Consider the following 26,531-nt stretch of genomic DNA (forward strand, 5'->3'; position numbering starts at 1 on the left):
ATGCAACCTCTACGCAGCAACTCGCGCCGCGGGCAACGCGGTTTTACCCTGATCGAAATCATGGTGGTGGTCGTGATCATCGGCGTGCTGGGGGCCATCGTGGTGCCGCAGTTCATGAGCCGGCCCGACCAGGCCAAGGTCACCGCGGCAAAAATTGATATCCAGGCCATCGCCACCACCCTGGAAATGTACCGCCTCGACAACTTCCACTACCCCTCGACGCAGCAAGGGCTGGAAGCCTTGAGCAAACGACCTTCGGGCCTGCCGGCGGCGAGAAACTGGAACCCTCAGGGTTACCTGAAAAGCCTGCCGGTGGACCCGTGGGGTACGCCCTATCAGTTTATCAATCCCGGTGTTCAATCGATCGACGGCAGCTACGACTTGTATTCCCTGGGTTCCGATGGCGTGGTGGGCGGCGAAGGGCATGCGACCGATATCGGCAATTGGGGCGACTGATTCATGCACCAACGTTGCCGCGGGTTTACTTTGCTCGAGTTGATGATCGTGATCGTTGTGATCGGCGTGCTGCTGTGCATGGTGAGTCTGGTCGCCGGCCCGAACCCGGTGCGTCAGGCGCGGCACGAAGCGCACGGGATGGCAGGCCTGATTCAACAGCTGCGTGAGCGGGCGGTGCTGGATGGCGAGGAATACGGCCTGCGACTCAGTGACAGCGGTTACCGCGCGATGCGCCTCGATGCCCGAGGCTGGGAGCCGGTGGCTGCGTTTTACAAGTGGCCCGAAACCCTGCGGCTACACCTTGAGCAGGATGGGCATTCCCTGATGCTGGGAGCCGATGAAGGACCGCCGCAATTGCTGATGCTCAGCAGCGATGAGATCAGTGCCTTCACGCTGACGTTCGCGACCCGGGACAGCACGCTCCTGAGCCTTTCGAGCGATGGCCTGGGTGAGGCAGTGATTGATGGTTAAGGAACTGTCGCGGGCACGCACGCGTGGGTTCACGCTGCTGGAAATCATGGTGGCCCTGGCGGTCTTCGCGACACTGGCGGCGGCCGTGCTGTCGGCGAGCCAATACGTGTTGAAGCAGACCGGAGCAGTCGAGGAGCGACTCTTCGCCACCTGGTTGGCCGATAACCATTTGAATGAACTGCGCCTGCAACCCGGGTTGACCCTCGGCCAACAGCAACGCGTGGTGCACATGGATCGCCGCGACTGGCTGCTGCGCCAGCACATCAGCGCATCGACTGACCCGCGACTGCTCAAGGTCGACGTCGATGTCAGCCTTTCCGGTCGCGAGCTAACCCTGCACCGCGCCACTGGCTGGATACCTGATCGTCATGAATAGGCAATCCGGTTTCACCTTGCTGGAGCTGGTGATCGCCATGGCGATATTCGCGTTGCTCGGCCTGGCCAGTTGGGGCTTGTTCGATGGCATCGTGCGCGCGCAGCAGGGCACGACGGCCCACGAACGTGAGTTTCGACGCCTGCAACGGGCGGTGGCGGTGATTGAGCGGGACTTGCTGCAGGTCACTGAAGAGCCTGTCGTGCTCCAGCACACAGGGCTGCAATTGCAGCGCAGCCAATGGCGCAATCCTCTGGACCTGCCCCGCAGCGAGCGCCAGACACTGACGTACCGACTCGACAACGGTGTGCTGTGGCGTGAAAGCCAGGGCGAAGGCACGCCCATCATGCAGCGACAAAAACTCCTCGACGATGTGCGGGACTTGAGCTGGCGCTTGTTTGATCGTCAAACCGGATGGCGCAGCGAGTGGCCGACGGGGCGAGACGCGAAGGCACCGATGGCAGTGGAGCTGCAACTGTCGGTAGGCCGTTTCGAGGCGATCCGTCGGGTGCTGCTGTTGCCGGGCGTCTTGCCATGAACGGGCGTCAACGGGGCATCGCGCTGATCAGTGTGTTGCTGGTCATGAGTCTGGCGTTGTTGATCACCAGCGGCATGCTGCGCAGTCATCGCCTGTCGTTGCAAAGCAGCGGGCAAGCGGTGCATCACGTTCAATTGCGCCAACTTGCGAGTGCCGGGGAAACCTGGGCGCTTTTGCAGCTACAGGACGCCGCGAGTGCTTCGCAAAAAACCGTCGACCTGACTCAGGACTGGGCGCGGATGACGCCCGACTTCGACATCGAGGGCGCGCAGCTGCGCGTCGATATCGAAGACCTCGCCGGGCGGTTCAATCTCAATTCATTGTTGACCCAGGGCCAGATAGATCAGGTCACCCTCAACCGTTGGGAACGCTTGCTCGAGCTGCTCGATCTTGCGCCGCTGCAATTGAGTCAGGTCGGCGCATTACAGGAGCTGAGCCAGCTGCGCCTGCTTCCAGGTGTCGACGGCCAGCTGTTGCGTCAACTGGAACCCTGGGTCGCGATGCTTCCCGCAGACGCCGCTCTGAACATCAACACCGCGCCGGCGCTGGTATTGAGGATGCTCGATGGCGTGGAGGCGACGACAGCCGACGCATTGGTCCGTCAGCGGTCGGCGACTGCATGGGCGAGTGTTCAGGCCTTTACTCAGGACCCGCTGCTCGCCGGCGCAGGCCTGAGCAGCCATGGGCTGGGCACCGGCAGCCGCTGGTTCCGGATCACGGTGCAGGTCATTCAGGGGCAGAACCGTTTGCGGCTCGCCACTGATGTCGAGCGAGACCCCGACACGCACCACTTCAAGATCCTGCAACGACGCCTTCTTCCTTCGAGTACCCATGAGATGCCGCGATGAACACCTGGCTTTACCTGACCGCCGAAGGCTTGGCCGAACCGTCGACCGACTGGCCGTGTTGCCTGTGGTCTTCGACCGGCCAACGCCAGCTCATGCCATTGAATCAAGCCGCGCAGTCACTGAACGGGCAAACGGTCGATCTGTTGTTGCCCATGGAAATGTGCAGTTGGGTACGCAGTGATCCGTGGCCTTCCAGGCGTCAGCCCGGCGCACAAGCCATCGCGTTTGCCGTAGAAGATCAGATGAGTGACGCGCTGGAGAAACTGCACCTGGGCATTGGCGTTCGCGACCGGCAAGGGTGCTACCCGGTGATGGTGATCGGTCGAGAGCGATTCGCCACTGTGCTCGCGCTGTTGGCCGAGTCGGGCGTTGGCGTCCGTACTGTCTTTGTCGATGCCGATGTGTTGCCGGGGCCTCAGGCGGTCGTCGTCCGATGGTTCGGTCGATGGCTGATCGGCGGCGGGATGCCAGCCCGCGTGGCGGTGTCGGATGATGGGCTGGCCTCGCTCAGACCGGCTTTGCCCCCGGATATCCGGTGGATCGACGAGCGTCACGACGCGGTCGATGTCGACCAGTGCCTGACCCTTCGCCACTCCCAGGCCATCAACCTGCTGCAAGGAGCATTCGCCCCACGCGGCAAACGTCTGCCCTGGCATCTCGGTGGATTGGCGTTACTGATGCTGTTGCTGCTGACTTGGGGCGCCAGCGTCACGCGAATCCATTTTCTCGAGGGTGAAACCCGTCGGCTCTACAGCCAGAACGAGCAGCGCTTCAAGGCGCTTTACCCTGACCAGAGCCGCATCGTAGACCTGGCAACGCAACTCAAGGTGCTGCAGAGCCAGACCGCCGAACCGGAGAAGACACGTATCACCGGTTTGGTGGGGCTGGTCGAGCAGGTCATCGGCGCGAGCCATGTTGAAGTGCGGCGTATCGAATTTCGTGCGGGCGACGGCTGGAAAGTCCAGCTGACCGCCAACAGTTTTGCCGAGCTTGAGCAACTGCGTGAGCGCGGGCGGCAGCAAGGTGTGCCGGTCAGGCTCGACAGTGCGAGCAAAGAGCGCAATCGCGTGCAGGCGACACTGGTCGTGGAGGACAACACATGAAAATCGTCTGGCAACGCCTGTCCATTCGTGAGCAACGACTGCTGCTGGCTGTGGGCGCATTTTTGCTGGCGGTCGTGGTGTTCAGCCTGATCTGGCAACCGACCCGTCAGCGCCTGGAAGCCGTCGAGCGCCGGTATCAACAGCAATTGGCCCTGGCTGCGCAGCTGCAACGGGCCCAACCCCGAAGTACCGTTGCGATCGTCACTGACCAGCCCTTGTCGCTGCGTATCAGCGAAAGCGCCGCAGCGGCGGGGCTTGAACTGCGTCAGATGGATGCCGATAACGACCTGCTGCGTTTGACCCTCAGCGGTGATGCGAAGACGCTGCTGCAATGGCTGGATCGTGCCGAGCTTGATGGGGCTGTGGTGCAATCGCTGATGCTGGAAAAGCGTGATGCGGTGCTTGAGGCGCGGGTGGTGCTCAGGTAGTTGCGGTTGGCGGGTTTGCGGGTTGGGTTGGTGTACATATCCGTTTCTGCGGTAACGGCTGCTGGCGGTTTCGCTTTTACAGCGAGTCACTTTGGAAAAGCCGGAGTGCCGGCCCAGCCCAAAGTAACCAAAGGGCTCTTGCCCCTTTCGTTCGGTGGCTCGCTTAGGCTCGCCATGCCCTCGCTCCGGTCCTGCTCCGTGGGCCCGCCGCGATCGGCCATCCATGGCCGTGCGCGGCTAACCCGGCATCCATGCCGGGTTGCCCACTGCGCAGAACCTCCACTCGGCCTCTCGAGGGGGCGACTACCGCAACAGCACCGCGAGGCGGCCTACCGGCCGGCCTGGCTCTTCGGATGTATGCATTCTCCCTGTGGGAGCTAGCCTGCTAGCGATGTACGTCAACGATAAGGCGTGCTGTCTGAATGAACGCGGTGTCCATATGTTTTTCGCGAGCAGGCTCGCTCCCACAGTGGATCGGGGTATGGCTGTTGCTTTTCACCACTCATCAGGCCGAGCGTTAGCTCGACTTCAGCTTTTGATCTGGGTCTAAACCTGTGCAGCCCCCGGCAACAGCGGCAACTTCGCCAGTTTCAGCGCAATCAACAACGCCACCACCAGCAACGCGCCGATAAACAACCCGATCCCGTTCCACCCACCCAAGTGCCAGAACACCCCGCCCGCTGTGCCGGCGATGCTCGACCCGGCGTAGTAGCTGAACAGATACAGCGACGATGCCTGCCCCTTGGCTTTGGTGGCGCGACGGCCGATCCAGCTGCTCGCCACCGAGTGCGCGCCGAAGAAGCCGAAAGTGAAAATCAGCATGCCGATGATCACCACCGGCAGTGGTGTGAACATGGTCAGGGCCAGGCCGGCGAGCATCAGCACGATGGTGGCCCAAAGCACCTGGCGTCGGCCCAGTTTGTCCGCCATTGCACCGATTTTCGCCGAGCTGTAGATGCCCGACAGGTACACCACCGAGAGCAGCCCGACGAAGGCCTGGTCCATGTCATACGGGTCGGCGAGCAGGCGATAACCGATGTAGTTGAACAGCGTGACGAACGCGCCCATCAGCACAAAGGCTTCGAGAAACAACAACGGCAGGCCGGCGTCGCGAAAGTGCATGGTGAAGCCGTCGAGCAGGCTGCGCGGGTGCAGCGAGCGGGCGCGGAAGTTGCGCGATTCGGGAAGGATCTTCCAGAACACCGCCGCCGCGATCAGCGCCAGGCCGCCGATCACCAGCATCGCCGTGTGCCAGCTGACGAAGTCGATCAACACCCCGGTGATCAAGCGTCCGCTCATCCCGCCGATGGCGTTGCCGCCGATGTACAGGCCCATCGCCAAGCCGATGTGTTGCGGATGGATCTCCTCGCTCAGGTACGTCATGGCGACCGCCGCCAGGCCGCTCAACGACAACCCGATCAGCGCGCGCATTACCAGCACGCCGTGCCAGCTCGGCATCATCGAACTGGCGATGGTGCACAGCGCAGCGGCAAACAGCGCCGTCACCATCACCGGTTTGCGCCCGACACGGTCGGAGATCGGCCCAGTGATCAGCAAACCGATGGCGAGCATGCCGGTAGCCACTGAAAGAATCAGACTGCTTTGCGCCGCGTTAATGGAATATTCGTGGGACAGCAGCGGCATCATCGGCTGCACGCAGTACAGCAGCGCGAAAGTCGCGAAGCCGCCGGAGAACAAGGCCAGCACCGTGCGCATGAACATCGGCGTGCCTTTTTCGATGTAGATTTCCTTGAGCTCGGCGACGGCATCGTCCATCGCGGCGGGCGGAACTTCGTGGGCGAGTGGGGCGACAGCAGTTTTCACTTCAGACCTCGGGGCAGGCAGCCGGTCAGGCAATGAAAAAAGCATATAGCTGCCTAATGATTCAATCCAATATATTGTTCGACCTGTTTAAGAGGTTTTGCGACCTAATGGAGTTTTCATGGAATTGCGTCACCTGCGCTACTTCATCGCCGTCGCCGAAGAACTGCACTTTGGCCGCGCCGCTCAGGTGCTGGGCATCTCGCAACCGCCGTTGAGTCAGCAGATCCAGGCGCTGGAGCAGGAGGTCGGCGCGCGATTGTTCGAACGGACCAATCGTCGGGTCGAGCTGAGTGAGGCCGGTCGGCTGTTTCTGGAAGAGGCGCGCCTGGTGCTGGCGCAGGTTGATAAAGCAGCTGATGTGGCGCGGCGGGCGCAGCTGGGTGAGCTGGGTGAATTGAAGATTGGCTTCACTTCGTCGGCACCGTTCAACTCGACCATTCCTCAGGCGATTTTTTCGTTTCGCCAGCGCTTTCCAGCGGTGCATTTGAACCTGCGGGAAATGAGCAGCACCCAAGTGGCCGAGGCGCTGGTGGATGAGTCGATTGAGGTCGGGATCATGCGGCCGTTGGGGTTGCCGGACTCGCTCAGCGTTGTGGAGCTGATGCGCGAACCGCTGGTGGCGGTGCTCAGTTCCAAGCATCCGCTGGTGCAGGACAGTGAGGCGGGATTGTTTCTGTCGGCGTTGGCGCTCGAACCGTTTGTGTTTTTCCCACGCAGTTATGGCAGTGGTCTGTATGCGCAGCTGCTCAGCCTGGCGCGGGATGCCGGGTTCAGCCCACACTTTGCGCAAGAAGCGGGCGAGGCCATGACGATCATCGGGTTGGTGGCGGCGGGGTTGGGGGTGTCGGTGTTGCCGGCGTCTTATCAGCGGATGCGGATTGATGGTGTGGTCTATCGGCCGCTGCTCGACCCGGAAGCGGTTTCGGCGGTGTGGCTGGTGCAGCGCAAGGATCAGAAGTCGCCGATGGCGAAGGCGTTTGTGGAGTTGTTGACGCGTAAGGTAGACCCCCTCCAATCGTGATCGAACACAAACCTGTAGGAGCGAGGCTTGCCCGCGAAGAGGCCATCAAATGCACCATAAATGTTGGATGTGATGGCCTCTTCGCGGGCAAGCCTCGCTCCTACAGGGGAGTGTTCAGCAGTGGCTGTGGGACGTTTCCTAAGACGTGTTCCGGGAGGCTACAACACCTTGCGGCCGCGCCTACAACTACGACAGAATCCGCCGGCTTGTGCGCTTTGGGGGCCATCGGTAACTTGATTCGCGTCACTGATTCCCAGTGATCGGGTTTAGTAGCCCGTGGTCGAGTGAACCGCACTTGCGTTCCATACAGTCAGGTATTTCTATGCCTGCACTTGATGGCAGCAGTGCGCAGGGCGCCTTCGGGCGCGCCGGTTTCGCTCCTCCCCGGTCTACTAACCTGCGCGCCGCTGCCACCCTTTTGATTAGTAGCGATTAGGTGATGGCTCCGTTATTCCTGGAGAGCAAAACATGACCAAAACAACAAAAAATCCACCGGACACCGATCCGGACGCTCCACGCCAACCAAGCGGCATCTTCCTCATCGCCCCCGATATCGACAACCACACCCTGCTGGAATACGCCTGTGAATCCCTGGCATCAGCCAACGTCATGGCGAGCGATTTCGCGAGGTATCTGGAGGGATCGCAAAGCAACACTCTGCTGGGAATTCAACAGTCGATCATGTTGGGGGAGCTGGCAGTAAACCGTGTGCTGGATAACCTCGATCCGCCTGGATAACTTAAGCGAATATTAGAAAAGATCGCAGCCTTCGGCAGCTCCTACAGGTGTACACCGTTCTCTGTAGGAGCTGCCGAAGGCTGCGATCTTTTGATTTTGCTTACGACCAGCGCTTAAAAATCAGCGAAGTATTAACCCCACCAAACGCAAAATTATTATTCATCACATACTGGTTACTCATCTGCCGAAACTCGCCGCGCAGGTAATCCAGCTTGCCACAATTCGGATCGACCTCATCAAGGTTGAAGGTATGCGCGTACAGGTCGCGGTTCATCATTTCGATGCTGAACCAGGACTCCAAAGCACCGCAGGCGCCGAGGGTGTGGCCGAGGAAACTCTTCTGCGAACTGATCGGCATGTGTTCGCCAAACAGGCTGCTGGTCGCCAGTGTTTCGGCGATGTCGCCCTGTTCGGTCGCGGTGCCGTGACCGTTGACGTAGCCAATGTCCGACGGCTGCAACCCGGCGTCCTCCAGGGCCAGCTCCATGGCCCGGCGCATGGTGGCCAGCTCCGGACGCGTGGCGTGCTGGCCGTCGGCGTTGCTGCCGAAACCGACGAGTTCAGCGTGAATGTGTGCGCCGCGCGCCAACGCGTGTTCGAGCTCTTCAAGCACCAGCATGCCGCCGCCTTCACCGATCACCAGGCCATCACGACCGCTGTCGTAGGGGCGTGGCGAAGTTTGCGGTGCATCGTTTTTCAGGCTGGTGGCGTAGAGCGCGTCGAAGACCATGGCTTCGGTGGGGCACAGCTCTTCGGCGCCGCCGGCGAGCATCAAGGGCAGACGGCCGAACTTGATCGATTCGTAGGCATAACCGATGCCCTGGCTGCCGCTGGTGCAGGCGCTGGAGGTCGGGATCAGCCGGCCGGTGAGGCCGAAGAAGATGCTGATGTTCGCCGCCGTGGTGTGCGGCATCATGCGCACGTAGGAGTTGGCGTTCAGGCCTTCGGCCACGGAGTTGAGCAGCATGTTGCCGAACGCCTTGATCTCGTCGGTGCTGCCCGTGGAGGAGCCGCAGGCAACGCCCATGCGTCCGTCCTTGATCGACTCGTCACCCAGCAAACCCGCATCGGCCAACGCCCGCTCCGCTGCGCCGACGGCCAGGCGCGAAACCCGGCCCATGCTGCGCAGTTGCTTGCGGGTCCAGTGGCTCGGCACCTTGAAGTCATCGATGGGCCCGGCCAGGCGCGTGTTGAGTTCGGTAAAGCGATCCCACTCGTCCATCCGGCGGATGCCGCTGCGGTTGGCCGCGAAGTTGGCGGCGATGGTTTCCCAGTCGCTGCCCAGTGAGGTGATGCCGGCCATGCCGGTGACGACGACGCGCTTCATCAGCACAGGCCTCCGTTGACGGCCAGCACCTGCCGGGTGATGTACGACGCTTCCGCCGACATCAGGAAATTCACCGCGCCGGCCACCTCTTCCGGGGTGCCCATGCGTTGTGCGGGAATCATTTTCATCAGTTCTTCCACCGGTACGTTTTCGTCGAGCATGGCTGTGTCGATCAAGCCGGGTGCGACACAGTTGACGGTGATTTTGCGCTTGCCCAGTTCGATCGCCAACGCCTTCGCCGCACCGATCAAACCGGCCTTGGAGGCGCTGTAATTGACCTGCCCGCGATTGCCGATCAACCCCGAAACCGACGTGATACAGACAATTCGCCCAGCGGCGCGACGACGGATCATCGGCATCATTACCGGGTGCAGCACGTTGTAGAAACCGTCGAGGTTGGTGCGCATCACCACATCCCAATCATCCTCGCTCAACGCCGGAAAAGCACCGTCACGCGTCAGGCCGGCATTCAGCACCACGCCGTAATAGGCGCCGTGGCTTTCTACGTCGGCTTCAAGAACGGCTTTGCAACTGGCGCGGTCGGACACGTCGAATTGCAGGATGCGCGCGTTGCGGCCCAAGGCTTCGACTTCGATCTTCACGGCCTCAGCGTCCGCAAGCCCGCTGCGGCAATGCAGCACGATGTCGTGCCCGGCCTGAGCCAGACGCAACGCAATAGCGCGGCCGATGCCACGGCTGGAACCGGTGACCAGTACGGATTCAGTCATGACTGGATTCCTGGGGTTTCATGAAGATATTGAGCCGCCTGAGGCGGGCGAAACACGTTCAGACGAGCGGTTGCGTGAATGCCGGGGGCGTTGATGTGGCATTCGAAGACGCCCATGCCGTTATCGTCTTCCAGCGAACGCATCCCGTGGATGGTCAGCTCGGTGCCGGCGGGGAAGTGTTCGACGTTGCATTCGAATTTACGGGTGCCGAGCAGGAAACCCAACTCCACCGCATCGCCCCGCTGGCGCGCATGGCAACCGGCGTAGGCGGCCACGCTCTGCGCCATCAGTTCGATACCGACCCACGCCGGCAAGCTGCCGTCGGGACGACTGAACAGACCATCGGGTTTGACAGTAAGGCGGGTGTGGATCTGCTCGTCATCGAACGCCAGGATCTGATCGATGAGGATCATGTCGCCAGCGTGAGGCAGCAGTTCGGCGAGCGGCCAGTCAATCATGGGGCATCTCCGATAATCAGGCTGACGTTATTGCCCCCGAAGGCAAAGGAGTTGCTCATCAGGTAGCGAGGTGCAATGGACGTCAGGCGATCGGCCGGGGTCACCCAATTCAGGGTCGGCAGGTCGGGGTCGGGCTGGCCGTCCCAGACGTGTGGCGGCAGCGCATGGTGTTGATTGTCAGCGCTCAGGCTCAACCAGCAGAACGCCGCTTCCAGTGCGCCAGCGGCGCCGAGGGTGTGGCCGGTCATCGGTTTGGTCGACGAACAAGGTACACCGGACGGGAACAGCGCCGTCACCGCAAGGCTTTCCATGGCGTCGTTGTGCTGAGTGGCGGTGCCGTGCAGGTTCAGGTAACCGATCTGCTCAGGTTGCAGGTTCGCCCGGTTCAAGGCTTTGCGCATCGCCTGCAGGGCGCCACGGCCGGTCGGTTCCGGCGCGGAAATGTGGTGTGCATCGGAACTGGCGCCGCTGCCCAGTAGGGCAATCGACTGTTTGTCGCCAGCAACTTTAGTCATCAGGAACAGCACGGCGGCTTCGCCGATGTTGATGCCGTTGCGGTTCACCGAGAACGGGTTGCAGCGTTGTTCGGACACCGCTTCCAGCGCCGAGAAGCCGTTGAGGGTCAGTTTGCACAGAGTGTCGACGCCGCCGCACAGCACCGCGTCGCACAAGCCCAGGTCCAGCAGGCGTTGGGCACTCATCAACGCCCGGGCGCTAGAGGTGCAGGCGGTGGAAATCACATAGGCCGGGCCGCTCAGTTGCAGCCAGTCGGCGAGAAAATTCGCCGGCGCGCCGAGTTCCTGTTGCTGATAGTCGTAGTCCGCCGGGAACTGATGTTCGCGGATGTAATGAGCCAGTCCGCGACTGGCTTCATCAATGCCGGAGGTGCTGGTGCCGAGGATCACGCCGATGCGATCGCGGCCGTAAGTCTGGATCGCTTGATCGATGTCGTCGCGAATTTGCAGCGCCGCTTCCAGCAGCAATTGGTTATTACGGCTGCTTTGTCTCGCCAGTTCCGCCGGGATCGACGCCAGTTCGCCGCGCACCGCGGCCACCGGCAACGAGCGCTCCGGCACCCAGCCGGCCTCGCTGCGCATGCCGGAACAGTCACCGGCAAACAGGTTGCGCGCGACTTCCTGCTTGCTACGGCCCAGGGCGCAGATCACCCCGAGGGCGTTGAGGTAGGCGGTCATGGCGTCTCACCGGTCAGGGGCGTGACTAAATACTTCGGACCTTTGGGCAGGTTCAATTCAAAGCTCAGCGGTTGTGAGTAACGGATGTCCCAGTGCGACGGCAGGGAGCGTTGTGCGCCATGCTGCCAGGCGTCGGGGTAGTTGCCAGGCAATTCATCTTTGGGCGTGAGCGCAAACAGCAAAGCGGCGAACAACGCCCGGGCTTCCGGATTGGGTGGCAGCAAGCCGTCAGCCTGCCATTGACCGTCGATCAGTTTTTGACGTGCCTGTGGAATGCCCAGCAAATCCATCATCGACCAGCGAATGCCCGGGCCTTCACGGGCAATCACCAACACCCAATCCTGACGCTGGCCGTCCAGCAGACGCTGGATGTGCAGTTGCTGTGGCAACGGCAGGTTCGGGGTTTGCTCAGGCAGCGGCGCGTGGCTGGTGCAGGCGCTCAGCAACAACGCACACCCTGTAGGAGCGAGCTTGCTCGCGATGGACATCAACGATAATGCGTACTGTCTGAATAAACGCGTTGTCCAGACGTTTTTCGCGAGCAAGCTCGCTCCTACAGTGAACATCACACAGCACCTTCAAGCGGTTTGCGCGCCACCACATTGACCAGGGTTTCTTCCCGTAGGCCAAAAGGTTTTGGCTGGCGCAGGCCAAAGCGTTCAAGCAGGCCGAAATCCTTGGCGCGACTCCACCACAAGTAGGGATAAGACACGTTGTGCGCACCGAATTCAAAACCCTGGTGACGAATCATGTCGAGGTATTCGGCGGCGCTCTTTTGCACGTGCATCGGATGGCGGAACAGCCAGCGAATCACCCAGGTATCAATGTAAGCCTCGGTGGATTCGGCGAACAGCAGATAACCGCCAGGCTTGAGCACACGGTAGAACTCGGCCAGTGCCTTTTCCTGTTCCACCAGATGGTGGAAGGTCTGGTGACAGAACAGCAGGTCGACGCTGGCATCCGGCACGGCAAGCGTGGCGCAGTCGCTGCCGATCAACTCCACGTCCATGCCTTGGCGTGCGGCTTCTTCACCGCTCAAATCGAGGCTGTGCGGGTCGGCGTCCACACCGATCAGGCGCTGTGGCGCAAAGGTCTGGCGCAGGTACTGGAACGACTTGCCCTGACCGCATCCGGCATCCAGCACCACCGGGTTGCCTGGCAACGGCTCGCTGAACAGGCTGCGCAGGTCATTGATCGCGACGCGCAACACATGGTGCTGCCAAGTGTGGCTGCGCAGGAACCAGAAACCGAACCGGGTCTCTTCGACGTAGTTTTCGCTCAAGTAGCTCAAGAGGCATCACTCGCGCAAATTTCCGAAAGCATGCGCAACCGGCGCTTGGCTTCGCTGACGAACGGATTACGCTCGTCCCAGGCATAACCGGCCAGGATCGAGCTGATCATGCGGCGAATATCCGCCGAGCCACCCTCGTGATAAATCACATCCTGGAACGTCCCGGCGTACCAGCCTTCGACATAGCAACGGAAGGTGTCGACGCCGCGTTTGAGCGGTTCGGCGAACTCGGTCTGCCAGTCGACGCTTTCCCCTTGCAACTGACGATGCAGAACTCCGGCGGCCATGCTCGCCGAGCGCATGGCGATGGTCACGCCGGAGGAGAACACCGGGTCGAGGAATTCCGCCGCGTTGCCGAGCAGTGCAAAACCAGGACCGTGCAGGGTTTTGACGTTGGCCGAATACCCGCCGATGGTGCGCGCCGGCGTATCCCATACGGCGTTGTTCAGCACGCCGGAGAGGCTCGGGGTTTCAGCGATAAACCCACGCAGGCACTCGTCCAGATTGTCCATGCGGCCTTCATAGTGTTCGGCTGCTGCGACAACACCCACCGAGCAACGGCCGTTGCTGAACGGAATGGTCCAGAACCAGATATCGCGCTGGGTCGGGTGGGTGGTGATGAGGATCTTTTCCCGTTCGAATGTCGGGCTGTCGATATGGTCTTCGATGTGAGTGAACACGGCTTGGCGCACTGGAAAATTCGACGGTGCTTCAAGGTCGAGCAAGCGTGGCAGGACACGACCGTAACCGCTGGCGTCGAGCATGAAGTCAGCTTCGATAGCGTACTCGCTGCCGTCTTCACGACGCACGCCGAGATGCGGTTTCGCCCGATCGACATCGACGCTGACGATGGCTTCGCCGTAGCGGATTTCGACGCCCTGCAGCGCGGCCTGATCGGCCAGCAGTTTGTCGAAGTCGGCGCGCTGGACCTGGAAGGTGGCCGGCTTGCCGTGGCTGAACGTGTCGCCGAAATCGAAAGCGCTATAGCGCTCGCCCCAGGCAAATGCGGCACCGTTTTTCAACTGGAAACCGGCGGCGTTGACGGCATCGAGCATGCCGGCCTCCTCGACAAAATCCAGGCAGTGCGACAGCAGGCTTTCGCCGATGGAGAACCTTGGGAAATGCTGGCGCTCGATCACCAGAACGTCATGCCCTTTGCGCTTGAGCAGCGCGGCGGCGATGGCACCTGATGGGCCGGCGCCGATGATCACTACCTGACGACGTTCCATTTCAACGGTTGGCATGGGGGCTCCTTGCCGGGACGGCAGCTTTCAAGGGGGTTCGGTGCATGCCGACCAATGCCGGCAGCAGTGTCGCGATCAGGCCCATCAACATCAGCGCAAAGTACAGCGGCGGGCTGATGAGCTGTTGTTGCAGCAGCAGGTTGAGAAAGACGATCTCGCTCAAGCCGCGAATGTTCAGCAGCACACTTTCGCGCCAGCGACTGGCACCGGCAAACGAGGCGCCGGCCCAGCCGAGACCCAGCCAGTTGCCCAGCAGTTTGCTGGCAATCGGCAACAGCAACAGCGCGGCCAGTTGCACCCAGCTCAGGCTGTCCATGGCGCTGTGGACATTGATCTGCACGATGCCGAACGTGAGGATCAGCGGGATCGCGATCCAGGTCTGCAAGCGATTCATCCAGATCGCCTGCACCGGCAATACCAGCGGCACCTTCAGCGCGGCCATGCACAGCAGATAGCCGATACCGACAATCAGCGCATTGAGTTTGTAGTGCTCGGCCACCACCAGCAGCGCAAAGAAACACCCGCTGTAGAGTCGTGGCTGGCGCAGGCCGATAACCCACAGCAGCAAGGGCACACAGGCGCAGGCCAAGGGCAGCAGCAGGCTGCTCAGGTGCAGGCTGCCCTGGGCGATGGCGAACAGTGTCCAGCAAGTGAGGTCGATCAGGATCGCCGTCTGCACCAGTCGCCGGGTGGCGGTGGTCGGGTAACCGATATGCCGCAAGTACAAATACAACACCGGGATCGCGGTGATGGCGAACAACAGACCAACCGCCAGCGAACTGATCCACGGCTGTGGGGGCAGCCACCAGATCGCGGTAGCCAGGCCGCAGGCAAAAGGAACGCAGAAACTCGGTAGGGCGATTTTCAGGCTTTGGCGATCGAGTCGCAGATCGATCACATCGCTGAGGATGTAGCCCAGCAACAGCGCGAAACTCAGGCTGTAGAGGTTTTTCAGCCAGATCGGTGCGACCAGCGTCGCGCCGCTCAATTGCCAGTGGGGTTCGATCCAGAAATACATCAGCAACGGCAGGCCGACGGTGGCCAGCAACAACTGGCTGACGATCGGGATCAGGCCGAAGTGACGACCGACCCGCGTCGCCATGGCGAACAGCGCCAGGGCCATCGCCCAGAACAGCACGACCATCACGCTGCTGACTCCGCGACGCTGGTCGCATGCACTTGTCGCCCGGCCCACGGCGCGAGCAGGAAGCTGAACGCCAGGCCCAGGCTCACCGACAGACCGAAGTTACTCACCGCCGGTGTGCTGGACACCGCCAGCAAACCGAACGACAGCCAGGTGGTCAGCGCCGCCAGCAAGGTGCCCAGCAGGCTCACGGCGGCGCCGCCGACCTGTTCGCGCATGAGGATCGCGTAATCGACGCTGATCGCCGTCACCAGCAGCAGGCCGAACAGGCTGAACAACGTCAGCGGCTGTCCGAGCCAGCCAAGACTGGCAAGGCTGCACAGCGCCGCCAGCAGCGGCAGCGAGACGATGCGCAAAGCGCCGCCGAGGCCGAACGGCAGAATCAACACCAGCACGATCAGCACGCAGGAGGCGAGTTTCAGTTCAGCGGCGCTGATCTGCGTCTCGGCGAAAACCTTGTTCAATTCACCCAGTCGATCCACCAGTTCCACACCCGGCAAATCCAGCGCCTGAACCCGCAGCAGTGCAGGGTTGTTCAGGCCTTGCAGGCTGACCATCGCCGCCACGCCGTCATCGGTCGGGCCCAGCCACAGTGTGCGATAGGGTTCGGCCAGCGGACCGGTCAGCGCGCTGTCGATGTCTTCGACAGGCAATGCCTGCAACTTCGCCAACTCTGCTTTCAGCGCTTCAAGCGGCACGCCGACGTCGAGCAGCGGTTGCCAGAATTGCGGCAACTTGTTCAGCGCTTCGCGCACCTGGTGTTGTTCGCGGGGCTGGCTGACCAGTTGATTGAGCGACAGATAGCCCTGGAGTTTGTTCAGATTGACCAACTGATCCAGCCGCTCGCTCAACGCAGTCTGGCGTTCGAGCAACTCTTGCTGATTGCTCGCTCGCACCAGGAAAAACTGGCTGGTGGGTTGGTAACCGGTGATGCGCGCAATGGTCCGGGCTTCGTCGGTCAATTGCTGCGGTGCGCCGACCCATTGGCGAATGTCGTTTTTGCTGTCGAGCTGCAACAGGCCACCGACGCAGAAGGCGATCAGCAATGCCAACAGCACCGGCGTTTTCGCGATCCTGAGCAGCGCTTCACGACGATCCAGCAAATATTCGGACACCCGCAGCGGCCATTGCGCCGGGCGCAAATCCGCACCCTTGAGCAGCGCGGGCAACAGGCATACAGCCGACAGGTAGGCGCCGAGCAGGCCGGCGGCGGAGAACACGGCGATCTGGGTCAGGGCCGGAAACGGCGTCCAGGCCAGCGCCAGGTAACCGATGCAACTGGTGATCAGGCTCAGCGTCAGGCCCGGCAACGTCAGGCGCAACGCCGGCCAGGCGTGCCAGGGTTTCAGACTCCAGCTCTTGGACAAATAGTGCAGCGGGTAATCGACCGCGACGCCGATCAGGCTGGAGCCGAGCACCAGCGTCATCACATGCATATGGCCGAACAGCGCCACACACGCCACCGCGCCGAACAGCATGCCCACCAGCACCGGGACGAACGCCAGCAACACCCGCAACCGACGGAAGGCCAGCAGCAACAGCAACAGAATTCCCGCGGTAGCGCCACCGCCGACCCAGGTCATTTCCCGGGTGGCCTGTTGTTGACCGGCTGCTGCATAGAGCAACCCGCTGGCGGCCAGCAGTTGCACGTCGGTCTGAGCCGCTTCTTCGCGGCTGTGCTTGAGCAGATCGGCCACTTGCACCGGCAGGTTCATGTCGAAGGCATTGCCGGTGGTGCGCGCCCGCAGCAACACCCAGCTCTTGCCGTCGGCATCGGCCACCAGCGCACCGCTGCCGATGTCCAGTTGCACCGAACCGTGTTGCGGCTGGCTGTTCTGGATGCGTCCGGTCAGGCCCAGCCAGTCATCCTGGCTCGGCACCAGGCTGAAACCGGTGAACGGGTCGAATAGCGCTTGTACCCGTTGCTGGATAAACGCGTCGGGGTGCTCGATCAGTTGCTGTCGATCCGCCGCCGAGAGCATCGCCAGGCGACCTTGCAGCAATTGCGTGCGCAGCGCCGGCAAGTCGGCTTGAAGGGTCCACTGGACCTTTTCGAACAAACCGCTGGCCTGCCACTGCTCGCCCAGTTTCTGCGCCATGGCGACGGCTTGCTGACGATCCTTGTGACCGACCAGCACCAGCATTTCGCGGTTCAGCGGTTCTTGCATGCGTTGTTCGGCGCGCAGTTCCAGCGCGTCCGGTGCCGTGCCTGGCACCAGTTCCATCAGGTTGGCCGACAGCGGTGCGCCATCACGCCATTGCCAACCGGCGAGCGCAAGCACTGCCAGCAGCAGGATCAGAAACAGGCGTGGAAGCGTGCGTTCACTCGGCAAAGTCATGTTGCTCCGCGTCGCTCAACGGTTGGGCGCTGGTGCTGTCCTGCATGCGCAACAGGGTGCTGTCGCCCTGGGTTTCCAGCAGTTCGATGCTGTGCACCAGTTCACCGCCGGTGATGTTGATCTGATTGAACACCTGCTTGAGCAACAGCGAGCGCGGAATCAGGGTCAGTTTCCAGTTCTGCGCATCGCCGCTCAGGGACAGTTCGAAGTCCCGTTGCAGCCCGCTGCTGTCACCTTGCAGCACGGCGAGGAACAAGCGGTTCTGTTCGGCACCGGCACTCTTGCCCGGCAGCGTCTGCCAACCGCTGGCGTCACGCCGCGCGATGCCTTTGGCGGTGATGCGGTAATCCTGTTGCAGCGGCGTTTTCAGCAGCCAGAGCAGGCCGTGGTTTTTCGCCAGAACGAAGGTGCCCTTGCTGGTCAACGGCTGGGGCAGGGCGCGCAGGTGTTTTTCCTGGATGAAATTACCGTGGATAACCTCGGGTTTGGCCAGTTGATCGCTGAGCTGTTGCAGATCGAAGGCGTGAGCCATCGATGACAACCCGAGCAGCACCAAAACGCTGAGCCATTTGAGCACTTGTGGCGAGCGAGCTTGCTCGCGCTGGGCTGCGAAGCGGCCCCAATACGCCGACAAGGCCTGCCGGAGTTGTGAGTGCTGCGCACTCAAGCGCGAGCAAGCTCGCTCGCCACAAGGAATTGGGCTGGCATCAAAAGAGGTGTCGATTCCCGGGTTCATGCGAGCATCCTTTCTACGGCATCAGTGAAGATTTTGGGCGAGGCGAGCTGCATCTCGCGGCTGCTCATGTCGACCGCCACCTGCACTGAACTGGCCCTGGTCAAACGTTCGCCGGTTTCCAGATCGCTGATCAGGTAGCTGATCTTCAGACGGTTCTCCCACTCCACCAGATTCGCCCGCACATTCAACTTCTGGCCGAACACCGCGCCGCGCACGTAGCGCAATTGCAGGTCGATCACCGGCCAGGCGTAACCCGACTCGACCATCGCGGTGTAGTTGTGGCCGATCTTGTCCAGCAACGCACACCGGGCGACTTCCAGGTATTTGACGTAATGGCCATGCCAGACGACGTTCATGGTGTCGACGTCAAAGAACGGCACGAGGATTTCCGTATCGGTGTGAAGCACTCCCTTGCTACGCATGCAGCCTCCAGTGTTGCTCGGCAATCCGTTTCAGGCACAGGCGCAATTCGCCTTCCAGTGCGCGGTCTTCGATGACCGGCGGGAAGTCCTTGGCCAGCTCTTCGTGCATGGCGGCGAGGGCGGGTGGCAACGGGCGGGCGTCCTCGGCCTTGCTGCGCAGCCACACGCCTTGATTAGCGGCGAGCAGGGTGGCGGCGGCGACCTGTTCGGTCAGCTCCAGCACACGAATGGCATCGCGGGCGGCGATGGTGCCCATGCTCACTTTGTCCTGGTTGTGGCATTCGGTGGAACGCGAGAACACGCTGGCCGGCATAGTGTTTTTCAGCGCTTCGGCGGTCCAGGCGCTGGTGCCGATCTGCACGGCTTTGAAGCCGTGGTTGAGCATCGCGCGATCCGCCGAGGCGCCGGACAAATTGCTCGGCAAACCATGGTTGTAACGTTCATCAACCAGCAAGGCGAGTTGACGGTCGAGCAGGTCGGCAACGTTGGCCACCAGGTTTTTCAGGCTGTCCATGGCGAACGCAATGTGGCCGCCGTAGAAATGCCCGCCGTGCAGCACACGCTCGGCTTCGGCGTCGATGATCGGGTTGTCGTTGGCGCTGTTGAGTTCGATCTCGATGAACGAGCGCAGCCAGTTCAGGCTGTCGGCCAATACGCCGAGCACGTGCGGCGCGCAACGCAGGGAATAGCGGTCTTGCAGGCGATGCAGCGGCGCGGTCGGTGCGTCGATCGCCAGGTCCTTGCGCAGCCACGCGGCGACTTGCATCTGCCCCGGATGCGGTTTGGCGGCGAACAGGCGCTCGTCGAAGTGCTCCGGATTGCCTTGCAGCGCGACCACGTTCAGCGCGGTGATGCGGGTGGCCAGTTGCAGCAGGTAATCGGCGCGGGCATAGGCCAGGCAGGCAAGGCCCGTCATCACCGCGGTGCCGTTCATCAGCGCCAGCGCTTCTTTCGGGCGCAGAACCAGTGGCTCCCAACCGAGTTCGCGATGCACGTCCGCGGCCTGGCGGCGTTCGCCACGGAACATCACTTCGCGCTCGCCGGACAAGGTCGCGGCCACATAGGACAGCGGCGTCAGATCGCCGCTGGCGCCCACTGAACCTTCTTCCGGGATCAGCGGCAAAATGTCGTGTTCGAGGAACGCTTGCAGACGCTCCAGCAGTTCCACGCGCACCCCGGACACGCCGTGGCACAGCGACTGCAAACGCGCCGCGAGCACCGCGCGGGTGGCCTGGGCGTCGAGCAGTTTGCCCAGCCCGCAACCGTGGAATGTGTACAGATGACGCGGCAACGCCTCGACGTGATGCAACGGCACCGCAACCACGCAGGAATCGCCGTAACCGGTGGTCACGCCATAGATCACGCCTTCCTTGTCCAACAGGGAGTCGAGGAATCGTGCGCCCTTGGCGATGCGCTCGCGGTACGCAGGATCGTCCTGCAACTGCGTTGGCACCTGACGGTTGGCCAGGGCCAGCACGTCTTCGATGCGCAAAGGGAGTTCGCCGAAGGTTACCGGCTCAAGCGTTGGCGTCGTCATCGGTCTTCCAGAAAGGGTAAAAGTTGAACCATTGTTGAGGCGCTTCAAGGCAATAGTGACCCAGGCGTTCGGCGTAGCGGGAGGCCCACTGATGAATGACCTGTTCGCGGTCGCTGCGCTTCCAGGTGATCGCGTCTGCGAAGGGCTCGAGGGTCAGCCGGTAATCGCCGTCGGGTTTCTTCAGGCACAGCAGCAGGTTGACCGGGCATTTCAAAAGCCCCGCCAGCAGCCACGGCCCTTGCGGAAACTTTGCCGGATGGCCAAGGAAATCCACGGTCACGCTGCGCCCGCCGTGCAACGGCACGCGATCACCGGCAATCGCCAGCCACTCGCCGCGCTCCAGGCGCTCGTGCAGTTGCAGCATGATCACCGGGTCCAGTTCGCTGACCTGGATCAGCCGCAGATTGGTCGCCCCGGCTTCGCCCAGCAAACGGTTGAACTGCTCGGCGTGCTTGGTGTGCACCAGCACGTTCATCGTGACCTTTTCGCCGATTTCCGCCAACGCACGGCAGACCTCGAGATTGCCCAAGTGGGCGCCCACCAGCAGTTGCCCGCGGCTGCCACGCAGCTGATTGCGCAGCAACGCCGGGTCGATGATTTCGATCTGCTCGATGCTCAGCTTGCCGTTCCACACGTCGAGCTTGTCGAGCATCGAATCGGCGAAGGCCATGAACTGACCGAATACGCGCCAGTGGGTCGGGCGCAATTTGTCGCGACCACTCCAGTCGGCGAGGCGCTGCTGGTATTGCCAGGCGCTGTGGCGGGCACTGCGACCGAACAGAAAAAAGTACAGAACGATGCCGTACAACAGCGGGCTCAACAGTCGGCGGCCGAGTACCTTGGCGCCGAACGCGGTGAGCTTCATCAGCCAGAAGCTGCCGCGCTCCTGGCGGTCGGCCCAGTGTTCTTTATCTGCGTTGATGCTCATGCTCGCCACCGCCGCCAGAGGATCACCGGCGCCCGCAGCAACATGCCGAAGAACAACCGGGTATGCATGCTCGAAATCAGTACATTGTCGTGGAACATACGGAAGTGTGAGACGCCGTCCAGCGGGTAGTGCACCTTGGTGGGCAGCCACTGCATCGGCTGATTGCGCCAGGCCAGGCGCACCAGAATGTCCGAGTCGAAGTCCATGCGCTTACCGATCTTCGCCGAGTCGATCAGCGCCAGGGTCGGCGGCAATGGATAAACGCGGAAGCCGCACATGGAATCGCGAATCTGCAGCGACAGGGTATTGATCCAGACCATCACGTGCGTCAGGTAGCGGGCGTACAGGCGACCTTTCGGCACGCTCGCATCGTATTGCGGATAGCCGCAGATCACCGCGCGCGGGTGGGCGCGTGATTGTTCGATGAAGGTCGCGACGTCTTGCAGGTCGTGCTGACCGTCTGCATCTACCTGCAAGGCGTGGCTGAAGCCCAGGCGCGAGGCTTCGCGCAGGCCGGTCATCACCGCGCCGCCCTTGCCCTGGTTGGCGGCGAGGCGGATCAGGTAAACCATCTCGCGCCGGGCCAGTTGATCGAGCACCGCCGCGCAGGACGGGTCGCTGGCATCGTCTACCAGAATGCATGGCAAGTTGCATGCGATCACTGCGTCGACCACGGTAGTGATCGCGGTTTCGTGATTGTAGACCGGGATGATTGCGCAGGGGTTATGCATCTTGGGTTTCGCCTGTAAGACCGAGGCGCCTGCATCGCGAGCAGGCTCGCTCCCACATAGGACTTGTGTACGACGCCGCCCCCCTGTGGGAGCGAGCCCGCTCGCGATTGAGTGCGCAGCACTCACCAAGGTTATGCACCATGGGTGGGCTCCAGCAAAATCCGCCCGCTGGAGCAGGTGGCGGTCTCGTTGCGGTACGCGAAGTACAATTTGCTGCGTACCGGATCGAAGCGCAGGTGCAACTGGACTTCATCGCCGGGACGCACCAGTTGCTGGAATTTCAGCACTTCCATGCCGGCGAATTTTTCCGGCAGGTTCATCAATTGCTGGCCAAGGTGCAAGGCCCACTCCACCTGCACCACGCCGGGCAGAACCGGCGCCTGGGGGAAGTGGCCGCTGAAGTAAGCGAGGTCCGGTGGTATCGCCAGTTGCAGGCTCCACTCGCCATCGGCTTCGATGTGTTCAAGGACTTCCGGCGCTTTCGGGCGCGGCGTCAGCAGCAAGGCTTCCACGTCGGCCTGAGGCAGTTTGCCTTGAGTGTTGAGCGGCAATTGTCGCAGCAGGCGCCAGCGTCGTGGCAGGGCGAGGGCTTCGCAATGCTGGCTGAGGTGTTGGCGCAATTCCTGAGTGAGGGTGCGTCGACCCTGATTGCGCAAAGCATGCAAACCCGATTCGCTGAGAACCAGCAACGCACCCAGCGAGGCGCGATTTTCCTGAACCACGCCGAGGCGCGCGTCGCAGACCCATTCGTGGGCCATCAGCGCCTGCTCCAGCATCGGCAGCGAGATACGTTTTTCTTCCAGTTTGACGATCCGGTCCAGCCGCCCGAGCAATTCGAAGCGGCCGTCGGCGGCGATTCGCGCCGCATCCGCGGTGTGTTCGACGTGGCCGGGCGGCAAGTATGGCGACGCAATGAGCAGCGCGCCGTCGCTGTCCTGGCTCAATTCGATACCGGCAAAGACTTGCCAGAGATCGTTACCCTGACGCCAGGCGATGCCACCGGTTTCTGAACTGCCGAGGATCTCCGTCGGCCACTGTTGCAGCCGTTGCTGCAGGCTTAGCGCCGCCTCGGTCGGCAACGCACCGCCGGAGGAAAACACCCGGCGAACCGCGCTCAGAGCCGGCCAGTCAAGGTTGTCGCCCATGCGCTTGAGCAGCGCCGGGCTGGCGACCCACGCAAAGTCCGGGTGTTCGCGGCTGGCGCGTTGCAAATCTTCCGGAAAGGCCAGTTGCTTGCGCACGAACGAGCGCCCGGCACACAGCGGCCACAACACCCGAAACAGCAGGCCGTAGATGTGCTGGGTGGCGACGCTGCCAATGAGGCACGCCTCGCCCAGATCGGCCCCCCAGAGCTGCTCCAGCGCTGCGACTTCATTGGCCAGTTGGCGCAGGGTCTTGTCGATGCGCTTGGGCTCGCCGCTGGAACCGGAAGTGCACAGGCTCAGTGTGCCGCGATCCAGGTCCAGGACAGCGGCGGTCAGTGGCGCATGACGATAGTCGCAGAGCTGCGCATCATCGGCCTGATCCGTCAGCCACAGATCGACTTCGCTCGACCAGCGCTGGCGCGTTTGCGGTTGCAGGTCGGCGGGCAGCAGCACGCTGACCCCGGCGCGCCAGGCGCCCAGCAGGGCAATCGCCAGGTCGGCGGCGTCCTCAAGGTGCACGGCGATGCGTCGCACACCCTGGGCTTGCAGGCCGGCGGCCAGGCTCAGAGCCTGTTCGCACAATTGTGCGTGATTCAGCACCGGCCCGGCCGTCACGGCGCGTTCCGGTTGAGCCTTGAGCAACAATTGCTCAAGTTTTATCCAATTCATGGGTGGCCTCGTACCCGTTGTCGTATGAGCCATTCAATGGCAAACATCAGGCCGATCAATCCATAGGAGATCAGGCCGGTGTACAACATCCACCAACTCAGCGGCGCCCAGAGGGTCAGGGCGGCGGCGCACAAACCGTTGCAGAGAAAAAACACACACCAGGCAATGGTGACCTGGCGGGTATAGCGAATCGCCTTGGCCGGTAAGCGTGGCTCCCGCAGCCGGGCCAGGCGTTCGATCATCGGCGGGCCGTATTTCAGGGTCAACCCGAACAGCACCAGCATGAAGCCGCTGATCAGTACCGGGTACCACCGAAGCATGACGGGGCTGTCGAACAGGGCCAGCAACAGGCAAAACACGATGGCGACGATTGCCATCCACAGGCTTCCCGGCCGCCGCACGCCCGTCAGCGCCCGGGCCAGCCACAGGCTGCCCAGCAGCAGACCGAACTGCCACGGGGCAAAATGTTCCATGCCGAAATACACCGCGAAGGGGTACAGCAGGCCCGCCAGCAGCAGGCCAAGGCCGATCACTCGGCTCATGCGGCGGGTTGAACCAGACGGTAGACCGCCTCGACCACGTCGCTGACGGTACGCACCGTCTTGAATTCTTCAGCGGCGATTTTCTTGCCGGTCTGGCGCTTGATGTGGTCGATCAGGTCGACCGCGTCAATGCTGTCGATTTCCAGGTCCTGATACAAGTTGGAGTCGAGGCTCACACGCTGGGGGTCCAGCTCGAAGAGTTCGACCAAGGCATCGCGCAGGGTTTTGAAAATGTCATCACGAGTTTGCATGGTCCGGTCTCAAGCTGCCTGTTTTGCGGTGACGAACGCCGCAAGGCTCGCCACGTTGCGGAAGTGATTACGGGTGTCCTTGGCGTCGGCATCAATTTTGATGCCGTACTTCTTCTGGATCGCCAGGCCGAGTTCCAGGGCGTCGACCGAGTCCAGGCCCAGGCCTTCGCCGAACAGCGTCTGGTCGTCGCCGATGTCCTGGACACTGATGTCTTCAAGGCCCAGGGCGTCGATGATCAGTTCTTTGATTTCACTGTACAGATGGCTCATCTTCGGCGAGCTCCTTAATAAAGTAGTGATGCAGGTAATCATTGAGCTTGCGCGAGGCTTGAGGAGCAGGGCCCTGCGCGGCGAAGGCCTGTGGGTCTATATCGGCCCCGACCCGGAAACTGAAGTGCACGCGGCGTTTGGGGATCCGATACCAGGGTTCGGCCTTGGTCAATGTGGTCGGGCTGACCTTGATGATCACCGGGGTGAGGATTTTCGCACCGCGCAGTGCGATCGACGCCGCACCCCGATGAAAGGAGGGCGTTTCGCCGGGCTGAGTGCGGGTGCCCTCCGGAAAAATGATCAGGGTCTGGCCGCTTTTCAGTGCGTCGGCCGCAGCATCGAGCATGTCCATGCTGCCGTCGTTGCTGATGTATTCGGTACGGCGTAGCGGGCCGCGGGTAAAGGGGTTTTCCCAGAGGCTGCTTTTGACCACGCAGTTGGAATGGCGCACCAGGCCGATCAGGAACACCACATCGATCAGTGACGGGTGATTGGCGATGATCATCTGCCCGGGTCGACCGAGTTTTTCCGCGCCTTCAATGTCGTAGGTCAGCACGCCGGTGCGGGCCATGAACCGGACGAAAAACCAGAAACAGCGGCTGACGGTTTGTCGCGCCCGCAGGCGATGTGTCTGCGCATTGCCGGGCAGGCAGCTCAGCACCGGGAAAACTACCAGGCGCAGGCACAGCCCGCCCAGTCCGAAGAGGGTGAAGCTTGCGGCGGTGGCCAGCAAACGCCAGTAATAGGCGTCGCGGTTTTTTTCACTTACAGGTTGCGTTGCCAGGTCCATACACGATTTTTCCAGGCATGTTGGCAGGTGGTCTGCTGGCCGAGCAGGGTACGCAAGAGATTCAGGGCATGGGGCCAGTGGGCTTTGGACAACTCATCCGAAGTGCTGTTCAGGGACAGCTGCCAGTCGTTGCCGGGCGTTAGCAACAAACCCACCGCGTACGGGAAGGGCACATCGTCGATCCAGTCCGAATAGGCTCCGGGCGGCTGCTCTTCGGTGACCACCAGCAGAACTGCCGGAGCGCCTTCGGCAAGCAACGCGGCAGCCTCTAGCATGCCGTGTTCAAGGCCATCGCCGGCGGCAGCCAGGGCAGTCATTTCGCTGGTTTCGCCGCGCATGATCGACCACAGGCCGATGACCGCGTTATGCACCGACAGGCTGAACTGGGTCGGCGACAGTGGCTGATCGGCGGCCAGATCGCTGAGGATATCGAAGGTACGCGGGGTTTCGCCGTGGCGGGAAATAAAGACCAACGGTAGGTCAGGGCGACCATCGGCCAACGGCCAGCCGACACTGAACGCCATCCGCGCCAGACGACTGAGCCGCCGCCGCTGCATGGCCGGCAGAAACGAGACGTCGGGGGCGGCATCGCAGCTTGGCAGCGCGACCGGTTGTCGGCTCCAGGCCTGCCAATCGTCCACGCTTTCGAGCCCAGGGGCCCACGCGCGCCATTGGGCGATGTTGAAGTTGATCACAGGCATTCATCCCGCCCCTGCGGGCTTTCTTGACGCGGCGAGTCGAAAAAACAGCGGTTCACCTGATGTGACGCTGAGCGCCGAGTGGCGCGCATTATCCCGGTGCGGCGAGCGCGTAGCAAATGCTGGTTACATTTTGCCCAACGAAATGTACCGATTGGTTCGTGAATGGATGGCGTTTGGCCATTGCTCACGTCGAGTCGTGAATGTCTGTCGGCTCGGGGAGCATTTTCTGAACGAGATGGCAGCTTTTTCAGTGAGTGTTCGCACCTGACTGTGTAGTCCCTGTGC

General features: G+C 61.9%; 30 protein-coding genes. 9 read left to right on the forward strand and 21 right to left on the reverse strand.

Going from position 1 to position 26,531, the window contains the following annotated elements; all coding sequences use genetic code 11:
- The 7 genes from gspG to ACA066_RS02060 are packed head-to-tail and all read left to right on the forward strand — an operon-like array spanning window position 1 to window position 4,217.
- A complete protein-coding gene (gene gspG / locus ACA066_RS02030; protein WP_497697920.1) occupies window positions 1-456 on the forward strand; it encodes a type II secretion system major pseudopilin GspG in 456 nt (151 codons plus the stop codon).
- Between the two features lie 3 nt (window positions 457-459).
- Window positions 460-927: a type II secretion system minor pseudopilin GspH gene (gspH, locus tag ACA066_RS02035; RefSeq protein WP_497697921.1), complete on the forward strand. Its 468-nt coding sequence runs from the start codon at window positions 460-462 to the stop codon at window positions 925-927.
- Window positions 920-1,303 carry a type II secretion system minor pseudopilin GspI gene (gene gspI / locus ACA066_RS02040; RefSeq protein WP_497697922.1) on the forward strand — a complete coding sequence of 128 codons (384 nt, stop codon included), beginning with the start codon at window positions 920-922 and terminating at the stop codon, window positions 1,301-1,303. Before gspH ends, gspI begins: the two co-directional genes overlap by 8 nt.
- The gene (locus ACA066_RS02045) at window positions 1,296-1,838 is read left to right on the forward strand and encodes a type II secretion system protein GspJ (RefSeq protein ID WP_497697923.1); all 543 of its coding nucleotides are present in this window, start codon (window positions 1,296-1,298) and stop codon (window positions 1,836-1,838) included. The genes gspI and ACA066_RS02045 overlap by 8 nt, the downstream gene beginning before the upstream one ends.
- On the forward strand, window positions 1,835-2,686 hold the full coding sequence (locus ACA066_RS02050) for a type II secretion system protein GspK (RefSeq protein WP_497697924.1): 852 nt from the start codon (window positions 1,835-1,837) through the stop codon (window positions 2,684-2,686). The genes ACA066_RS02045 and ACA066_RS02050 overlap by 4 nt, the downstream gene beginning before the upstream one ends.
- On the forward strand, window positions 2,683-3,789 hold the full coding sequence (gene gspL, locus ACA066_RS02055) for a type II secretion system protein GspL (protein WP_497697925.1): 1,107 nt from the start codon (window positions 2,683-2,685) through the stop codon (window positions 3,787-3,789). The genes ACA066_RS02050 and gspL overlap by 4 nt, the downstream gene beginning before the upstream one ends.
- A complete protein-coding gene (locus ACA066_RS02060) occupies window positions 3,786-4,217 on the forward strand; it encodes a type II secretion system protein M (protein WP_497697926.1) in 432 nt (143 codons plus the stop codon). The genes gspL and ACA066_RS02060 overlap by 4 nt, the downstream gene beginning before the upstream one ends.
- A 546-nt stretch (window positions 4,218-4,763) precedes the next feature.
- Here ACA066_RS02060 and ACA066_RS02065 read toward each other — a convergent pair.
- Window positions 4,764-5,993 (reverse strand): MFS transporter, encoded by a 1,230-nt coding sequence (locus ACA066_RS02065; RefSeq protein WP_497699795.1) that lies wholly within the window; start codon window positions 5,991-5,993, stop codon window positions 4,764-4,766.
- 166 nt (window positions 5,994-6,159) lie between these two features.
- Between ACA066_RS02065 and ACA066_RS02070 the strand changes: the two genes are divergently transcribed.
- Window positions 6,160-7,062 (forward strand): LysR family transcriptional regulator, encoded by a 903-nt coding sequence (locus ACA066_RS02070; RefSeq protein WP_497697927.1) that lies wholly within the window; start codon window positions 6,160-6,162, stop codon window positions 7,060-7,062.
- Between the two features lie 468 nt (window positions 7,063-7,530).
- Complete coding sequence (locus tag ACA066_RS02075; protein ID WP_497697928.1) at window positions 7,531-7,800, forward strand: DUF6124 family protein; 270 nt, start codon at window positions 7,531-7,533, stop codon at window positions 7,798-7,800.
- A 100-nt stretch (window positions 7,801-7,900) separates the two neighbouring features.
- Here ACA066_RS02075 and ACA066_RS02080 read toward each other — a convergent pair whose 3' ends face one another.
- From ACA066_RS02080 to ACA066_RS02175, 20 genes are all read right to left on the reverse strand, one after another.
- Window positions 7,901-9,127: a beta-ketoacyl-ACP synthase gene (locus tag ACA066_RS02080; RefSeq protein WP_497697929.1), complete on the reverse strand. Its 1,227-nt coding sequence runs from the start codon at window positions 9,125-9,127 to the stop codon at window positions 7,901-7,903.
- Window positions 9,127-9,855, reverse strand: a complete 729-nt coding sequence (gene fabG, locus ACA066_RS02085; RefSeq protein ID WP_497697930.1) for a 3-oxoacyl-ACP reductase FabG — start codon at window positions 9,853-9,855, stop codon at window positions 9,127-9,129. Before fabG ends, ACA066_RS02080 begins: the two co-directional genes overlap by 1 nt.
- Complete coding sequence (locus ACA066_RS02090) at window positions 9,852-10,313, reverse strand: hotdog family protein (RefSeq protein WP_497697931.1); 462 nt, start codon at window positions 10,311-10,313, stop codon at window positions 9,852-9,854. Before ACA066_RS02090 ends, fabG begins: the two co-directional genes overlap by 4 nt.
- Window positions 10,310-11,506 (reverse strand): beta-ketoacyl-[acyl-carrier-protein] synthase family protein, encoded by a 1,197-nt coding sequence (locus ACA066_RS02095; RefSeq protein WP_497697932.1) that lies wholly within the window; start codon window positions 11,504-11,506, stop codon window positions 10,310-10,312. The genes ACA066_RS02090 and ACA066_RS02095 overlap by 4 nt, the downstream gene beginning before the upstream one ends.
- The gene (locus ACA066_RS02100; protein WP_497699796.1) at window positions 11,503-11,994 is read right to left on the reverse strand and encodes a hypothetical protein; all 492 of its coding nucleotides are present in this window, start codon (window positions 11,992-11,994) and stop codon (window positions 11,503-11,505) included. Before ACA066_RS02100 ends, ACA066_RS02095 begins: the two co-directional genes overlap by 4 nt.
- A 77-nt stretch (window positions 11,995-12,071) precedes the next feature.
- Window positions 12,072-12,797, reverse strand: a complete 726-nt coding sequence (locus tag ACA066_RS02105) for a class I SAM-dependent methyltransferase (RefSeq protein WP_497697933.1) — start codon at window positions 12,795-12,797, stop codon at window positions 12,072-12,074.
- Complete coding sequence (locus ACA066_RS02110; RefSeq protein ID WP_497697934.1) at window positions 12,794-14,041, reverse strand: NAD(P)/FAD-dependent oxidoreductase; 1,248 nt, start codon at window positions 14,039-14,041, stop codon at window positions 12,794-12,796. Before ACA066_RS02110 ends, ACA066_RS02105 begins: the two co-directional genes overlap by 4 nt.
- A complete protein-coding gene (locus ACA066_RS02115; protein WP_497699797.1) occupies window positions 14,028-15,185 on the reverse strand; it encodes a cation:proton antiporter in 1,158 nt (385 codons plus the stop codon). The genes ACA066_RS02110 and ACA066_RS02115 overlap by 14 nt, the downstream gene beginning before the upstream one ends.
- Window positions 15,185-17,524 (reverse strand): MMPL family transporter, encoded by a 2,340-nt coding sequence (locus tag ACA066_RS02120; RefSeq protein ID WP_497697935.1) that lies wholly within the window; start codon window positions 17,522-17,524, stop codon window positions 15,185-15,187. Before ACA066_RS02120 ends, ACA066_RS02115 begins: the two co-directional genes overlap by 1 nt.
- A complete protein-coding gene (locus ACA066_RS02125; protein WP_497699798.1) occupies window positions 17,508-18,056 on the reverse strand; it encodes an outer membrane lipoprotein carrier protein LolA in 549 nt (182 codons plus the stop codon). The genes ACA066_RS02120 and ACA066_RS02125 overlap by 17 nt, the downstream gene beginning before the upstream one ends.
- 200 nt (window positions 18,057-18,256) lie before the next feature.
- Window positions 18,257-18,682, reverse strand: coding sequence for an acyl-CoA thioesterase (locus ACA066_RS02130; RefSeq protein WP_497697936.1), 426 nt, complete (start codon window positions 18,680-18,682; stop codon window positions 18,257-18,259).
- Entirely contained in the window at window positions 18,675-20,219 is a 1,545-nt protein-coding gene (locus tag ACA066_RS02135) for an HAL/PAL/TAL family ammonia-lyase (RefSeq protein ID WP_497697937.1), read from the reverse strand. Before ACA066_RS02135 ends, ACA066_RS02130 begins: the two co-directional genes overlap by 8 nt.
- Window positions 20,200-21,147 (reverse strand): lysophospholipid acyltransferase family protein, encoded by a 948-nt coding sequence (locus ACA066_RS02140; protein WP_497697938.1) that lies wholly within the window; start codon window positions 21,145-21,147, stop codon window positions 20,200-20,202. Before ACA066_RS02140 ends, ACA066_RS02135 begins: the two co-directional genes overlap by 20 nt.
- Complete coding sequence (locus tag ACA066_RS02145; protein WP_497697939.1) at window positions 21,144-21,878, reverse strand: glycosyltransferase family 2 protein; 735 nt, start codon at window positions 21,876-21,878, stop codon at window positions 21,144-21,146. Before ACA066_RS02145 ends, ACA066_RS02140 begins: the two co-directional genes overlap by 4 nt.
- 131 nt (window positions 21,879-22,009) lie before the next feature.
- A complete protein-coding gene (locus tag ACA066_RS02150; RefSeq protein WP_497697940.1) occupies window positions 22,010-23,692 on the reverse strand; it encodes an ApeI family dehydratase in 1,683 nt (560 codons plus the stop codon).
- Window positions 23,689-24,234: a COG4648 family protein gene (locus tag ACA066_RS02155; protein WP_497697941.1), complete on the reverse strand. Its 546-nt coding sequence runs from the start codon at window positions 24,232-24,234 to the stop codon at window positions 23,689-23,691. The genes ACA066_RS02150 and ACA066_RS02155 overlap by 4 nt, the downstream gene beginning before the upstream one ends.
- Entirely contained in the window at window positions 24,231-24,485 is a 255-nt protein-coding gene (locus ACA066_RS02160) for an acyl carrier protein (protein WP_497697942.1), read from the reverse strand. Before ACA066_RS02160 ends, ACA066_RS02155 begins: the two co-directional genes overlap by 4 nt.
- Before the next feature lie 9 nt (window positions 24,486-24,494).
- Entirely contained in the window at window positions 24,495-24,755 is a 261-nt protein-coding gene (locus ACA066_RS02165; RefSeq protein ID WP_497697943.1) for a phosphopantetheine-binding protein, read from the reverse strand.
- Window positions 24,736-25,545, reverse strand: coding sequence for a lysophospholipid acyltransferase family protein (locus ACA066_RS02170; protein ID WP_497697944.1), 810 nt, complete (start codon window positions 25,543-25,545; stop codon window positions 24,736-24,738). The genes ACA066_RS02165 and ACA066_RS02170 overlap by 20 nt, the downstream gene beginning before the upstream one ends.
- Entirely contained in the window at window positions 25,521-26,246 is a 726-nt protein-coding gene (locus tag ACA066_RS02175; protein WP_497697945.1) for a beta-ketoacyl synthase chain length factor, read from the reverse strand. The genes ACA066_RS02170 and ACA066_RS02175 overlap by 25 nt, the downstream gene beginning before the upstream one ends.
- Window positions 26,247-26,531: the final 285 nt, after the last annotated feature.

The sequence above is a fragment of the Pseudomonas sp. LBUM1651 genome (assembly GCF_059716135.1).

Bases quoted from the DNA above. Each gene is read 5' to 3' on its own strand.
- gspG (WP_497697920.1), top strand. From the start codon at position 1: ATGCAACCTCTACGCAGCAACTCGCGCCGCGGGCAACGCGGTTTTACC.
- gspH (WP_497697921.1), top strand. From the start codon at position 460: ATGCACCAACGTTGCCGCGGGTTTACTTTGCTCGAGTTGATGATCGTG.
- gspI (WP_497697922.1), top strand. From the start codon at position 920: ATGGTTAAGGAACTGTCGCGGGCACGCACGCGTGGGTTCACGCTGCTG.
- ACA066_RS02045 (WP_497697923.1), top strand. From the start codon at position 1,296: ATGAATAGGCAATCCGGTTTCACCTTGCTGGAGCTGGTGATCGCCATG.
- ACA066_RS02050 (WP_497697924.1), top strand. From the start codon at position 1,835: ATGAACGGGCGTCAACGGGGCATCGCGCTGATCAGTGTGTTGCTGGTC.
- gspL (WP_497697925.1), top strand. From the start codon at position 2,683: ATGAACACCTGGCTTTACCTGACCGCCGAAGGCTTGGCCGAACCGTCG.
- ACA066_RS02060 (WP_497697926.1), top strand. From the start codon at position 3,786: ATGAAAATCGTCTGGCAACGCCTGTCCATTCGTGAGCAACGACTGCTG.
- ACA066_RS02065 (WP_497699795.1), bottom strand. From the start codon at position 5,993: ATGGACGATGCCGTCGCCGAGCTCAAGGAAATCTACATCGAAAAAGGC.
- ACA066_RS02070 (WP_497697927.1), top strand. From the start codon at position 6,160: ATGGAATTGCGTCACCTGCGCTACTTCATCGCCGTCGCCGAAGAACTG.
- ACA066_RS02075 (WP_497697928.1), top strand. From the start codon at position 7,531: ATGACCAAAACAACAAAAAATCCACCGGACACCGATCCGGACGCTCCA.
- ACA066_RS02080 (WP_497697929.1), bottom strand. From the start codon at position 9,127: ATGAAGCGCGTCGTCGTCACCGGCATGGCCGGCATCACCTCACTGGGC.
- fabG (WP_497697930.1), bottom strand. From the start codon at position 9,855: ATGACTGAATCCGTACTGGTCACCGGTTCCAGCCGTGGCATCGGCCGC.
- ACA066_RS02090 (WP_497697931.1), bottom strand. From the start codon at position 10,313: ATGATTGACTGGCCGCTCGCCGAACTGCTGCCTCACGCTGGCGACATG.
- ACA066_RS02095 (WP_497697932.1), bottom strand. From the start codon at position 11,506: ATGACCGCCTACCTCAACGCCCTCGGGGTGATCTGCGCCCTGGGCCGT.
- ACA066_RS02100 (WP_497699796.1), bottom strand. From the start codon at position 11,994: ATGTCCATCGCGAGCAAGCTCGCTCCTACAGGGTGTGCGTTGTTGCTG.
- ACA066_RS02110 (WP_497697934.1), bottom strand. From the start codon at position 14,041: ATGCCAACCGTTGAAATGGAACGTCGTCAGGTAGTGATCATCGGCGCC.
- ACA066_RS02115 (WP_497699797.1), bottom strand. From the start codon at position 15,185: ATGGTCGTGCTGTTCTGGGCGATGGCCCTGGCGCTGTTCGCCATGGCG.
- ACA066_RS02120 (WP_497697935.1), bottom strand. From the start codon at position 17,524: ATGACTTTGCCGAGTGAACGCACGCTTCCACGCCTGTTTCTGATCCTG.
- ACA066_RS02125 (WP_497699798.1), bottom strand. From the start codon at position 18,056: ATGGCTCACGCCTTCGATCTGCAACAGCTCAGCGATCAACTGGCCAAA.
- ACA066_RS02130 (WP_497697936.1), bottom strand. From the start codon at position 18,682: ATGCGTAGCAAGGGAGTGCTTCACACCGATACGGAAATCCTCGTGCCG.
- ACA066_RS02135 (WP_497697937.1), bottom strand. From the start codon at position 20,219: ATGACGACGCCAACGCTTGAGCCGGTAACCTTCGGCGAACTCCCTTTG.
- ACA066_RS02140 (WP_497697938.1), bottom strand. From the start codon at position 21,147: ATGAGCATCAACGCAGATAAAGAACACTGGGCCGACCGCCAGGAGCGC.
- ACA066_RS02145 (WP_497697939.1), bottom strand. From the start codon at position 21,878: ATGCATAACCCCTGCGCAATCATCCCGGTCTACAATCACGAAACCGCG.
- ACA066_RS02150 (WP_497697940.1), bottom strand. From the start codon at position 23,692: ATGAATTGGATAAAACTTGAGCAATTGTTGCTCAAGGCTCAACCGGAA.
- ACA066_RS02155 (WP_497697941.1), bottom strand. From the start codon at position 24,234: ATGAGCCGAGTGATCGGCCTTGGCCTGCTGCTGGCGGGCCTGCTGTAC.
- ACA066_RS02160 (WP_497697942.1), bottom strand. From the start codon at position 24,485: ATGCAAACTCGTGATGACATTTTCAAAACCCTGCGCGATGCCTTGGTC.
- ACA066_RS02165 (WP_497697943.1), bottom strand. From the start codon at position 24,755: ATGAGCCATCTGTACAGTGAAATCAAAGAACTGATCATCGACGCCCTG.
- ACA066_RS02170 (WP_497697944.1), bottom strand. From the start codon at position 25,545: ATGGACCTGGCAACGCAACCTGTAAGTGAAAAAAACCGCGACGCCTAT.
- ACA066_RS02175 (WP_497697945.1), bottom strand. From the start codon at position 26,246: ATGCCTGTGATCAACTTCAACATCGCCCAATGGCGCGCGTGGGCCCCT.